General features: G+C 70.2%; 8 protein-coding genes. 2 read left to right on the top strand and 6 right to left on the bottom strand.

All coding sequences use genetic code 11. The features are described from left to right. Positions 1-2 precede the first annotated feature (2 nt). The 5 genes from NQK81_RS30385 to NQK81_RS30365 form a co-directional block, all read right to left on the bottom strand. Complete coding sequence (locus NQK81_RS30385) at positions 3-410, bottom strand: VOC family protein (protein ID WP_257484222.1); 408 nt, start codon at positions 408-410, stop codon at positions 3-5. A gap of 25 nt (positions 411-435) precedes the next feature. Further along, the gene (locus NQK81_RS30380; protein ID WP_257484221.1) at positions 436-1,800 is read right to left on the bottom strand and encodes a pyridoxal phosphate-dependent decarboxylase family protein; all 1,365 of its coding nucleotides are present in this window, start codon (positions 1,798-1,800) and stop codon (positions 436-438) included. Beyond that, positions 1,797-2,249 (bottom strand): DUF6463 family protein, encoded by a 453-nt coding sequence (locus NQK81_RS30375; protein ID WP_257484220.1) that lies wholly within the window; start codon positions 2,247-2,249, stop codon positions 1,797-1,799. Before NQK81_RS30375 ends, NQK81_RS30380 begins: the two co-directional genes overlap by 4 nt. Before the next feature lie 80 nt (positions 2,250-2,329). Next, positions 2,330-2,974 carry a response regulator gene (locus NQK81_RS30370; protein WP_257484219.1) on the bottom strand — a complete coding sequence of 215 codons (645 nt, stop codon included), beginning with the start codon at positions 2,972-2,974 and terminating at the stop codon, positions 2,330-2,332. Continuing rightward, positions 2,971-4,203: a sensor histidine kinase gene (locus tag NQK81_RS30365; RefSeq protein ID WP_257484218.1), complete on the bottom strand. Its 1,233-nt coding sequence runs from the start codon at positions 4,201-4,203 to the stop codon at positions 2,971-2,973. The genes NQK81_RS30370 and NQK81_RS30365 overlap by 4 nt, the downstream gene beginning before the upstream one ends. A 743-nt stretch (positions 4,204-4,946) precedes the next feature. On the opposite strand from NQK81_RS30365, the gene NQK81_RS30360 reads away from it, so the two are divergent. Both NQK81_RS30360 and NQK81_RS30355 read left to right on the top strand, forming a co-directional pair. Then, on the top strand, positions 4,947-6,146 hold the full coding sequence (locus NQK81_RS30360; RefSeq protein WP_192743597.1) for a cytochrome P450: 1,200 nt from the start codon (positions 4,947-4,949) through the stop codon (positions 6,144-6,146). 13 nt (positions 6,147-6,159) lie between these two features. Continuing rightward, positions 6,160-7,173 carry a methyltransferase gene (locus tag NQK81_RS30355; RefSeq protein WP_257484217.1) on the top strand — a complete coding sequence of 338 codons (1,014 nt, stop codon included), beginning with the start codon at positions 6,160-6,162 and terminating at the stop codon, positions 7,171-7,173. A gap of 126 nt (positions 7,174-7,299) precedes the next feature. Here the strand turns inward: NQK81_RS30355 and NQK81_RS30350 are convergent, their stop codons facing one another. Further along, entirely contained in the window at positions 7,300-12,585 is a 5,286-nt protein-coding gene (locus NQK81_RS30350) for a type I polyketide synthase (RefSeq protein ID WP_257484216.1), read from the bottom strand. Positions 12,586-12,649 lie beyond the last annotated feature (64 nt).

Here is a 12,649-nt window from a genome sequence, read left to right as displayed (position 1 = left end):
TCTCAGACGCGCTGCTGGATACGGATCAGGTTCCCCGACGGGTCGCGGACGGCGCCGTCACGCAGGCCGTACGGCTGGTCGGTGGGCTCCTGGATGACCTCGGCGCCCGCCTCCTGCAGGTGCTTGAAGAGACCGTCGAGGTCGTCGGAGGAGAACAGGATGCCCGCGTAGGTGCCCTTGGCCATCATCTCGCCGATGACGCGGCGTTCGTCTTCGGTGATACCCGGGTCGACGGCGGGCGGGTGCAGCACGATCGACACCGGCTGCCCCGGCGGGCCGACGGTGATCCAGCGCATGCCGTCGTAGCCGACGTCGTTGCGCACCTCGAAGCCGAGGAGGTCGCGGTAGAAGGCCAGGGCGGCGTCGGGGTCGGTCTGCGGGAGGAAGCTCCCGTGAATGGCGATGTCCATGACGGTCACGCTAGGTGAGACCGGTTCACGACGCTTCTCGATTCCTGATCGCCTCGATCGCGGCGACACTGCGGTCGACGTCCGCCTCGGTGGTGCTCCAGTTGGACACGGAGACGCGCATCAGGCGCATGCCGTGCCAGGTGGTCGCGCCCATCCAGCACTCGCCGGAGCGTTGAAGGGCTTCGACGACCCGGTCCGTTTCGTCGCCGAAGCTGACAAGGACCTGGTTCAGCACCACGTCGTTCACGACGGAGACGCCTTCGCACGCTTCGAGCTTTTCGGCGAACCTCCTTGCCAGCGCGCAGCACCGCTCGATCATCTCGGCGATCCCCTCGCGACCGAGTTCGCTGAGCGCCGCCCACGTCGCGAACCCGCGCGCCCGGCGGGAGGATTCCGGCACGAAGTCGCTCGGCGCTCTCACCCCGCCCTCTCCCTGGCCGGTCAGGTACGCGGCGGTGAGCGCCATCGCGGCCCGGTGCGAGTCGGGATGAGCGCAGAACGCGTAACCGCAGTCGTAGGGGACGTTGAGCCACTTGTGCCCGTCGACCGCCCAGGAGTCGGCCTTCTCCAGCCCCACGGTCAGCCGCTGGAGCGCGGGGGCGGCGGCCGCCCAGAGCCCGAACGCGCCGTCGACGTGCACCCACGCACCGTGGCGGTGGGCGATCTCCGTCGCCGCGGCGAAATCGTCGAATGCACCCGTGTTCACGTTCCCGGCCTGGAGGCAAACGATTGCGGGCCCGTCGAGCTTTCGTTCGAGATCGGCGATGTCGATGGCGCCCTGACCGTCCGCGCGGACCGGCCGGACGGCGTCGGTGCCAAGGCCGAGCAAGCGGAGAGACCGGTCGATCGTCGCGTGCCGCTCCTCACTGGCGACGACCGGCAGCGGCGGCGCCCCGTGCAACCCGCGGCGCTCGACGTCCCACCCGGCCCGCGCGAGCACGTGGTGCCGGGCGGCGGCGAGGCCGACCGTGTTCGCGCCCTGCCCGCCGGTCACGAAACCGAACGAGGCACCGGACGGCAGGCCGAGGACGTCCTTGAGCCATTCGCCCGCCACCTCCTCGACGATCGCGGCGGCGGGCGAGGTGATCTTGTTGAACGCGGGCTGATCCCAGCCGGTCGCGAGCATGTCGGCCGCCGTCGCGGCGTCCAGCGCCCCACCGGTGACGAAACCGAAGTACCTCGGGCCGGTGTTCGCCACCAGCGCCGGCTCGACGGCGTCCGCCAGCCGCCGGATCACGTCGGCGGGCGCGGCGGGTTTCTCCGGCAGGTCGCCGAGCTTCTCCCGGACGCCCGTCGTGTCCTCGGGGAAGACCGGGGCGTCGGTGACGCTTGCGCGGTAACGGGTGACACGGGCGGCGACATCGGCCAGCAGATCCCCCAACTCGGTCATTCGTTCATGATTCCACGGCCGCGCCGGGCTCCTGCCAGAAAAAGCGAACCGACGAGCAGCAGGGCGATCGTTCCGGCGTCGAAACCGCCCAGGAGCCCGAGCAGGACCGCCCACGCCACGACGCCCGAGCCCAGCCAGGCGGGCACGCGTTCGCCGCGCCGGGTGTGCCGGAGCACCAGCCCGCCGAGCAGAAGCAGCGGCACCCCGAAACTGCCAGGGCTGAGCCAGAACGCCTCGGCCATGGGGAGCCGGTCGGGCGTGGGGTCCAGCGTGACCGTGTTGAAGAATCCTTCGTCGAAGATCCGCGCCCAGACATCCTGGCGCATGAAGCCGGCGACGACGGTGTGGAAGAGGCCGCCGCCCAGCGCGAGGATCCCGCCCCAGGTGGCCGGGTCACGCCACCGGGCGCGGGGGGTGGTCGCTTCGTAGGGCTTGTCGATTGTCTGCATGCGCATCAGGCTGCTCGCCGGCGCGACGGGAATCCTCGGCCTGAGGTGCCCGGTCCCTCCTCCGAAATGATGAGATCGCCTCAGCTCGGCCGCACGAGCCCGTTCTCGTACGCGAAGATCACCGCCTGCACCCGGTCACGGACCTCGAGTTTGGCGAGGAGATGACCGACGTGCGTTTTCACCGTGGTTTCGGAGAGGAAGAGCCGCTGCGCGGTCTCGGCGTTGGAGTAGCCCTGCGCGATCTCCAGCAGCACGTCGCGTTCGCGCGGGGTGAGCCGGTTCAGGAGCGGGGAAGTCTCGCGGGCGACCGCGAGCTGGTCCAGCATGCGGCGGGTCGTGGAGCGCGCGATCACGGCGTCGCCGGCGTGGACGGCTCGGATGGCGTGCAGCACCTCGTCGGCCGACGCGTCCTTGAGCAGGAACCCGCTCGCCCCGGCGCGCAGGCCGGCGATGGCGTACTCGTCCAGGTCGAACGTCGTCAGCAGGATCACCTTGGGCGCGTTCTCGCGGGCGGCGATCAGCCCGGTGGCCTCGACGCCGTCCATCCGCGGCATCTGGACGTCCATCAGCACGACGTCGACCGGTGTCCCGGCGAGCTTCGCGACGGCCTCGACACCGTCGGCCGCCTGGACGACGATCCGGATGTCGTCGGTCGCGTCGACGACCATGGCCAGCCCGGTCCGGACCAGTTCCTGGTCGTCGACCAGCGCGACGTCGATCGTCATCCCGAAGCTCCCTGTTTACCGACGCGGAACTCCGCGCGCACCCGGAAACCGCCGCCGGCCGGACCGGCCTCGAACGTACCGCCCGCGGCGCGCACGCGTTCCCGGACGCCACTCAGTCCGGCGCCCGTCCCGGGGAGCGGCGGCCGCTCGCCGGCACCGGCCCCGTCATCCTCGACGACGAACTCCGACGCCTGCGGGGTGTGCGTGATCGTGACGGTGACACCCGTGCGCGGGCCCGCGTGCTTGACGCTGTTGGTCAAGCCCTCCTGGACGAGCCGGTACGCCGCCATGGCCGCGCTCGCCGTCAGCGCGTCGGGCCGCCCGCGCTCGGACAGCCGGACGTCGACGCCCGTCGCGCGGACCCGCTCCACCAAGTCCGGTATCCCGGCGAGCGAGGGCCGCGTTTCGCTGTCCCGCAAAACCCGCAGCGTGCCCCGCATGTCGGCCAGTGCCTCACGAGCGGTGCCGGCGATGACGGTGAGCGCCTGTGCCGCGCGGTCCGGCGCCTTGGAAGCGATGGCGGAACCGCCTTCGGCCTGACGCACGATGACCGCCAGCGAATGGGCGACGATGTCGTGCATGTCGCGGGCGATGCGCTGTCGTTCGCCTGCCGCGGCACGCTCGGCGGCTTCCGCGGCCTCGTCGGCGAGGCGCCGCCGCCGGTCGAACCGGAAGCGGCCGACGGCCCAGGTGCCCGCCACCGCCGCGACCAGGGCGAGCACGGCCAGCAGCAGCGTGAGCCACCCCGCGGGCAGCGCGCCGTAGGCCGTCGCCGTCCTTGCTGTGCACAGCACCGCTCCGAGCACGCTGATCCCGAGGGCGAGCAGGCTCTCGCGCAGCGGCCGATGCGCGGCGACGGCGTACAGGAGCACCAGGTAGACCGCCGACGTCGGGAGGAAGAAGAGCGGGATCTCCATGCTGTCGCTCGCGCTCGCCAGCCCCAATGGCTCGGCCCGGACCACCGTGTTCGGCAGCACGACGAGCACCGCCATCGCCAGCGTGGCGGCGGCGAACGCGGTTTTGGTGGCGATCCGCCGCAGCGCGACGGTGGAGTGCACCACGATCGCGCAGACACCCGCCACCCACAGCGCCCAGTCCGGCGAGTCGGCGACCAGGAGGATGTCGAGCGAACCCGGCCCCAGCAGTGCCGCGACGGCCAGGGCGAGCAGGAGGTCCGAACCGGCCGGGTGTGCCCGCGTCCACCGGTCCACGCGGTCGGTCCACGTCACGGCCATGATCGTAGACATCGTCGCCGGGCGTGACCAGGCCCTCACGGGACCTGGGGAAACCTTGTTCGACCTGCGTCGGAATGCCCCGGCACCGTAGGGCGTCAGCACTGTCGCCGGCAGAGTACCGGCGAAAATCCGGTTACGGTCCGCGGCCCCCTGCCAGGCAGGTTCAGGGCACATTTCCTTGTCTCGCAACAGAATCACCGCGTTGCCGAAGTATCGGCGTCTGGCACGGTCTGTGGCTGTCTCCGGCGGCTTGGTGGCGTCCACGGAACAGGTACGGAACGCCAGCGACCATGAGCGACCGTCAGCAGCGTCCATGACCCCGGACCTGACCTCGGTGACCTGCGGAAACGTCGATGCCGACAGTTCTCACCGAGAAGGTCGGGGGTTCGATTCCCCTCAGCTCCACAGCAGGTCAAAGGCCCTTCCCAGGGAATCGGGAAGGGCGAGGGTGAGGCGTCGCGAAAGCCACTTTCGGGACGTCCAGGGTCGCGAAAGTGGCTTTCGCGACACGCCTTCGGGGCGGGGGAGGAAGGCGCGCGCGACCGGGCCGGGCCCTCGGCGCGGAATGTCCGCAGCAGGTTCGGCGTCCGCACACCTCGCGTTCCGAGTACCCGGCGGGGACGGCAATCGACGAGACGAGCGGGCGCGGGTGGCGGTGTGACGATGGGCCCGAGCCGCCGGGACGAGACCGTCGAAGTGATGGCCGACGCCGGGTTCTGACATCTGAGGGCGGAAGAATGACGTCGACGCGACAGGATCCCATCGAGCGGCTCACCCGGCGGTTCGACTACCACGATCCCGAATACACCCCCGAAGTCGCGGAGATCGTCAACCGCGAGATCGGCAAGAACGAGGGTGTCACCTATTCCGAAGCGCACGGGGGCATGTGGATCCTGTCGCGCTACGAGCAGGTCAAAGCGGCCTTCAAGGATCACGCCACGTACAGCTCGGGGAGCGGTGTCTTCTTCCCGCGGGCGGCGGGGACGCCGAAGTTCTCGCCGATCGACTTCGATCCGCCGGAGCACCGCGCCCGTCGCAGGCTGATGTCTCCCCCGCTGCAACAGGATGTGGTGCGGAGCCTCGAGTCCCAGGTCGCCGAGCTCACTTCTCGCATGGTCCGGCCGATGGTCGAGCGCGGACACGGGGATTTCACCGGGGAGGTGTCGAAGCCGCTCGCGATCGGTGTGCTCGCGATCGCCCTCGGGTTGTCGGAATCGGCGCAGCACCAGATCCGGGAACTGACCACGACGTTGTGGGCGCGGCTTTCGAAGAACCCCGACCTGACCGATTTCTGGCCGGAGTTCCGCCAGCTGGTCTCGGAAGAGGTCCGGCGGGCGAAGGAGGAGCCGGGCGATTCCTACCTGTCGCGGCTGGTCGGGGCCGAGCTGAACGGTGAGCCGCTGTCCGAGGAGACCCTCCAGTCGATCATCGTCTCGTACTGCATCGCCGGTCACGAAACCACGATGAACACCATCAGCCGGATGTTGTGGTATCTCGGGAGCAATCCCCTTCTCCAGGAACGGCTCAAGGCCGAACCGGACCTCATGCCGGTCGCGGCCGACGAGACGCTGCGCCGGTGGTGCCCGACCGATCGGTTCACCCGGGTCACCACCCGTGACGTGACGATCGCCGGGACCGCGATCCCCGAAGGCTCCCGGGTGGTCTTCCTGCTGGACGCGGCGAACCGTGATCCGGACAAGTTCCCCGACCCGGACACGTTCTCCCTCGACCGCGGGAATTCGCACCAGCACTTGAGCTTCGGCTTCGGCATCCACCACTGCATGGGCGCGCACCTGGCGAGGCTGGAGCTGCGGATCGTGCTCCAGGAGCTGGCGCGGCACCCGGTCTACCACCTCACCGAAGATCCGGGCCGCCATTTCGAAAACGGCAGGCACATCGTGTTCGAAAAAGTCCCGGTCAAATTCGAAACCAGCTAGAAGGGGAAACCCCGTGGACACTCAACCCGCCCTCGACGGCCTGGTCCGGCTGACCACCGGCCTGTGGGCATCGCAGACACTGGTCGCCGCCGAAGACCTCGGCCTGTTCACCTTCCTCTCCGGCGGGAGCGCGACCCCGGCCGAGGTCGCGGCGGGAACCGGGATCGCGGAACGGCCGGCGGAGATCCTGCTCACCGCGTGCGCCGCGCTCGACCTGCTGGACGCCGACGGCGGCCGGTTCCGCAACACGCCGGTCGCCGAGGCGTATCTGGTGAAGGGGAAGCCGGACTACTTCGGCGACTACATCAGGATGCTCGGCCAGTACGCCAACCCCGGCTGGATGCGGGTCACCGAGATCGTCCGGGCGAACAGGCCGGGCAGGCTGCTTTCGGGAGACCAGGAGGAGATCTTCGAGGAAGGAACCCGGCCGAGGATCTTCTGGGACGGCCTGTACCCGCTTTCCGCCGGCACGGCCCGGGTCCTGGCGGAGGAGGTCGACTTCGGCGAGACCTCCACCCTGCTCGACGTCGGGGGCGGGGGCGGCGCTTTCGCCGTCGAATTGTGCCGTCGCCATCCCGACCTCCACACCACGATCTTCGACCTGCCCTTCGTGTGCGAGTACACAGTGGACAAAGTCGAGGAAGCGAAACTGTCCGACCGGATCAGCCTGCGTTCCGGCGACTTCCTTCAGGACGCGGAACTGCCGCCGGGTCACGACGCGATCCTGCTTTCCATGATCCTGCACGATTGGGACGAGGCCAGGAACGCCGAGCTGCTGGCCAAATGCCATCGCGCGCTGCCGAGCGGCGGGCTGCTGGTGATATCCGAGCTGCTGGTCGACGACGACAAGGCCGGTCCGGCCGACGCCGCGCTCATGAGCATGGCCATGCTGGTCGGGACCTGGGGGCGCAACTACACGGCCGCGGAGTACCACGAATGGCTGACCGCCGCGGGATTCGACGACATCCGGACCGTGCGGTTCCAGGCGCCGGGTGCCAACGGGGCGATCACGGCCAGAAAGCCCTGACCGGAACGAAACGAAGGGCGCCTTCCTCACGAGGAAGGCGCCTTTTCTCTTGCCCCAAGCCGGATACGGGGAAAGCCCCTGTCGCAACCCGCGAGGTCGTGACAGGGGCTTTCGCCATTCGTGCGATCAGGCCGCTTCGGGCTCCCGCAGGACCTCCGTGACGTGCGCGGAGAGCGCGGCGACGGTCGGCTTCGCCCACAGGATCGTCGGCGGCAGATCGAGCCCGAACCGGCGGCTCAGCCGGACACGGAGACCGACGGTCATCACCGAGTCGACGCCCAGCTCGACCAGCGGACGCCGGAGGTCGACGTCCTCGGCGGCCAGGTTCAGCTCGGCGCCCACCTGTTCCCGGACCTCCTGGGTGATCAGCTCGTGCGCCTCTTCGGCGGAGAGGCTCGCCCAGTCGACGTCCGTACCGCCGTCGGCCTCGGCCGCGTCGGCGTCGATGGCGGCCAGATCCCGGAACATCGGCACCCGGGTGGTCCGCGCCGGCAGCGGCAGGACCCGCAGGACCGCCTGATACGGCGCGTCGTACCGCTCGGCGAACGCCCAGGCGCGGAACGCCTCGGCCGCGGTGATCGCTTCGAGGCCGCGGGCGTTGGCCTCGAACATCGTGCTGGCGATGCTCTCCGACATCCCGACACCGAGCCAGGACGTCCAGCCGATGCTCGTGGTCTCGGAGTGCCCACCGGCGTTGCGGTGCGCGGCCAGCGCGTCGAGGAACGAGTTCGCCGCGGCGTAGTTGGTCTGCCCGGTGAGCCTGGCGAACTGGCCACAGGACGAGAACAGGACGAGGAAGTCCAGCGTCCCCGGCGGGAACAGCCGGTGCAGCACCAGCCCACCGCTCGCCTTGGGAGCGAGCACGTCACGCAGGCCGTCCAGGTCCACCTTGTCGATCAGCGCGTCGTTGACCACACCGGCGGCGTGGATGACGCCACGGATCGGCGGCAGCCCGTGGTTCGCCGGGTCGAGGGCCCTGGCGACGTCCACCTCGTCGGTGATGTCCACCGGCACCGCGCGCACCGTGACCCCGGCCGCCTCGAGCGCGAGCACGCTGTCGATCTGGTGCCGGACCTGCGGATCCGTGACGGCGTCCCAGTCCGAACGAGGCGGCAGGCCCCGCCGTCCCGCGAGCAGGAGCCGCCGGGCGCCGCGGTCGGCGAGCCACTGCGCGACCTCGAGACCGAGACCACCGAGACCACCGGTGATCAGGTAGGTACCGGTGGCCCGGCACTGGAGGCTCGCGCCGTCCGACGGCCGCTCGATGGTGGTCAAGCGGGCGACCTCGGTGGCGTCGCCGGACAGCGAGATGACGTCTTCGGTGCCACCGGCGTGCCGGAGCAGCGTGAGCAGCCGATCCGCGGTGCCCTCGTCGACCTCGTCGACGTCGATCGCGCCACCCCACAGCTCCGGACGTTCACCGGCGGCGATCCGCGCGACACCCCAGAGCGGTCCGTGCGCGAGCGCCGCCTCGTCCACGGCTTTGCGGACGCCTCGCGAGAGCGCCCAGACCTGCTGCGATGCGAAGTCGTCGCCGGCGATCGACGCGATCTCGCTGACCCGCTGAAGGGTCCGGATCACCGTCCAGCTCGCCCGTTCGGTCGCGGCTTCGAGCGTTTCGCCCGGCCGGGCGAGCGAGGGCGCGATCACGACCGCGCCCGGCTCCGACAGCATCGACTCGCCGAAATCGGCGGCACAGTCGCAGTCGCGCGCCGCGCCCTGGTGCGGATCCGGCCCGCAGACACGCACCGCCCGGATGCCGAGCGCTTCGAACCGGGCCGCGAGGAGACCGGTGACCGACGGGTCCCCGACGAGCAGGACCTGGCGCAGTTCACGCCGGGTTTCCGCCGGCTCCAACGGCTTCCAGGCGATCTCGTGCACGAGGTCGCGCGGGCCCGCCGCCGCGGCGCCGAGGTGTTCCACCGCCGCGAACCGCAGTCCGGTGACCTCGCAGACGATCCTGCCGGTCTCGTCGGCGACCAGGACGTCGGTGGTGTCCCGCGGGGAACGCGGCGATCGGCGGCTGTGCACCACGATCTTCGCTGGCGGGACGCCGTCGAAGACGACCTTCTCGATCGACCTCGACATCCACAGCACGGGGGCGTCCTCGGGGGTCACCACGACCGCGCTGATGGTCAGCGCGCCGTCGATGACGTGCGCCCAGCTGGCCGCGTTCGGGGCGCCCGGCTCGATGGTCATCACCGCGAGCTGCTCCGAATCCGTGCGGCGCAGTTCATCGAGGTCCCACGGAAACGCGTAGCCACCGACCCCCATCCGGCGGAACATCGTGTCGACCTTCTCCCACGACCACTCCGGCAGCCGATCGCGGAGATCCGCGGTGTCGATCGTGCCTTCGGTGACCCGCACCCCGGGTTCGACCGCCGCCGTGGTGTGGGTGATCCACTCGTGTTCCTCACCGGCGTTGCCGTCTTCGGCGAGCCGGGTGGAAAGCCGGAGGGTGTTCTCCGAGGACACGATCTGCACGACCCGCGGCGGGACGACGGAAAGCGGGGTGCGCAGGACGATGTCGGTGATCGCCGCCTGCTTGCCGTCGCGGACCGCCGCCTCGGCGAAGGTGTTGATGATCGACGCCGCCGGGGTGATCTCGACTCCGACCACCTCGTGGCTGAGCGGGTACGGGCGGCAATCCATGTCCAGATAGGTCTGCCACACCACCCGCGCGGGAGAGCCGCTGACGGCCATCTTCCCGCCGAGCAGGCTGTGCTTCTCCGGATCGTGCCCGCCGCCGACACCGTTCGACCCGGTGGCGTCGTCGCCGAAGATCCAATAAGGACGGTGCTGCCACGCCACGGCGGGCAGGGCGAGCAGCGGGGTGTCCGGATGCTCGGCCGCCCAGTCGAAGTCGGCGCCCTCGCAGTGCAACTCGGCGAAGTTCGTCAGCAGCGTGGCGACCTCGTCCTGGTCGCGCCGCAACGTGAAGGCGACCTTCGCCTCCTCGACATCGAGGTGGTCGAGCGTCTCCTTGATCGAGTGGGTGACCACGGGATGCGAGGAGACTTCGAGGAACAACCGGTATCCGTCTTCGATCGCCGCCGTCACGGCCTGCGCGCACCGGACGGGCTGCCGGAGGTTCGCCACCCAGTAGGCGGTGTCACGGGGAGCCGCCGAACGGACATCGGTCAGCGCCGTGCTGTAGAGCGGGACGTCCGGGGTACGCGGGGTGAGCTCGGCGGCCGCGGCCGCCACGTTCGCGACGACCTCGTCGACGTGCTCGCTGTGGAAGGCGATGTCCGTGTCGACCGTCCAGATCCCGATCCCGTCGGTCTTCCATTCCGCGGCGAGCCGTTCGACAGCGGCGCGGTCGCCGGAGACGACGGTCGAGCCGGGGCTCGCGGCGATGGCGGCTTCGACGCCGTCGTGCCCGGCCAAGCGCCGCTCGACCTCGTCGAACGCCAGGCCCGCCATGGCCATCCCGCCACGGCCGGCGAGCGGCTGCAACGCGGCGGCCCGGCGGCAGGCGAAACGCGCGGCTTCCCGGACGTCCAGCGCGCCCGCGGCGACCGCCGCGGCGATCTCGCCGACCGAGTGGCCAAGGACGGCGGCGGGCTTCGCGCCGTGGCGGCGCCAGACAGCGGCGAGACCGATCTGCATCGCGAAGGTCATCGCCTGGACGTGCGAGGCACTCCACGGCCCACCGTCCACAATGGCCTCACGCGGGGTCCAGCCGAGCTCGGCGCGGAACACGTCACCGAGGGAATCGATCGCTTCGGCGAACACGGGTTCCTCGACGAGCAGACGGCGACCCATTCCGGACCATTGCGCGCCGTGTCCGGAGAACACCCAGACGACCTTGCCGTCCGCGGCCGAGGGCACCCGTCCCTTGGCGACGCCGGGTGCGGGCCGTCCCTCGGCGAGCGCGCGCAGGCGTTCGGTCAGTTCGGCGGTCGAACCCGCCACGACCGCCGCGCGCTGCGCGAGGTGGGAACGCCGCCGGGACAACGTGTTCCCGACGGAAGCGAGCGAGACACCGGGGTTCGCGGCCAGCCACTCCGCCGTCGTCGCGGCGAGGGCCCGTACTCCCCCGTCGGAAGCTGCCGACAGCGGGAACACCGACGTGCCCAGTTCCGCGTTGGCACCCCTCAGCGCCTCGGGCGCGGCGACCGGGGCCTCCTTGAGGATGACGTGGGCTATCGAACCGCCGACGCCGTAGCTGGAAACTCCGGCGATTCGCGGCCGCTCGCCACGCGGCCACTCCTGGCGGCCCGCCACCAGACGCAGCCCGGAACCGGCCCAGTCGAACTCGGGGTTCGGTTCGTCGTGCAGGCTCGGCGGGATCTCTTCGTTGCCCAGCGCGAGAATCACCTTGATCACCCCGGCGATCCCGGAACCGGCCTCGACGTGCCCGATGTTCGGCTTCACCGAACCGATCAGGCAGGGGTCGTCCACCCTGCTCTCACCGCCGAACACCGCCGCCAGCGCCTGGGCCTCCTCGCGGTCTCCCACCGGGGTGCCGGTGCCGTGCGCCTCGACGTAGCCGACCGACCCGGGCGCGACGCCCGCCCGCCGGTACGCCTGACGCAGCATGTGTTCCTGCGCCTCTCCGTTCGGCGCCATCATGCCGTCGGATCTGCCGTCCTGGAACACCCCGCTGCCCGCCACGATCGCGAGCACCTGGTCGCCGTCACGGCGCGCGTCCGACAGTCGCTTGAGCACCACGACACCGGCGCCTTCGCCACGTCCGTACCCGTCGGCGTTCTTGTCGAAGGCCTTGGACTTCCCGTCCGGTGCCAGCGCTCCCGCGGCTTCGAGCGCGATATTGAGCGTCGGGCTGGCCATGATGTTGACCCCGCCGACGATCGCGACCGGGGTCTCCCCGATCCGCAGGCTCTGGCAGGCGAGGTGCAACGCGGTCAGCGAACCCGCGCAGGCCGTGTCGACGGCGAGGCTCGGCCCGCGCAGGTCGAGGAAGTAGGAGATGCGGTTGGCGATGCCGTAATAGGTGGTGCCGTTGACCGCGTAGGCGCCGGTGCGGCCGACGTCCTCGAGCAGCCGCCGCCCGTAGTCGTTGGAGTTCGCCGCGACGAACACGCCCGTCTCCGAACCACGCAGGAGATGCGGCGGGAGCCCGGCGTCGACCAGCGCCTCCCAGGCCAGCTCCAGGATGATGCGCTGCTGCGGGTCGAGGAAATCGGCTTCCCTGGGGGAAATACCGAAGAAGTCCGCGTCGAATCCCTCGATGTCATCGAGAAAAGCACCCTTGCGGGTGGTTTTCCGAAGAATGTTCGTGGCCTGTGGGCTGGCGGCCGCGTAAGATGACCATCGTCTCTCCGGCATCTCGCGCACCGAATCACGCCCGTCGATCAGGAACTCCCACAACTTTCCCGGAGAGTCGAGGTCAGGGGCGAACCGGCAGCTCATGCCGACGACGGCCACCGCGTCTGAAAATTGCACGTCCTGGCTCAAGTCCCTGCTCCTCTTCGCATTCAAGACCCGGCCGCGTAAACGATCATCGCGG

The sequence above is a fragment of the Amycolatopsis roodepoortensis genome (genome assembly GCF_024628825.1).
Taxonomy (GTDB): domain Bacteria; phylum Actinomycetota; class Actinomycetes; order Mycobacteriales; family Pseudonocardiaceae; genus Amycolatopsis; species Amycolatopsis roodepoortensis.
The sequence above is the reverse complement of the archived record's forward strand: the minus strand, read 5'-3'. Positions and strand labels throughout refer to the sequence as shown.

Coding starts and splice junctions, on each gene's coding strand:
- NQK81_RS30385 (WP_257484222.1), bottom strand. CDS start 410: ATGGACATCGCCATTCACGGGAGCTTCCTCCCGCAGACCGACCCCGAC.
- NQK81_RS30380 (WP_257484221.1), bottom strand. CDS start 1,800: ATGACCGAGTTGGGGGATCTGCTGGCCGATGTCGCCGCCCGTGTCACC.
- NQK81_RS30375 (WP_257484220.1), bottom strand. CDS start 2,249: ATGCAGACAATCGACAAGCCCTACGAAGCGACCACCCCCCGCGCCCGG.
- NQK81_RS30370 (WP_257484219.1), bottom strand. CDS start 2,974: ATGACGATCGACGTCGCGCTGGTCGACGACCAGGAACTGGTCCGGACC.
- NQK81_RS30360 (WP_192743597.1), top strand. CDS start 4,947: ATGACGTCGACGCGACAGGATCCCATCGAGCGGCTCACCCGGCGGTTC.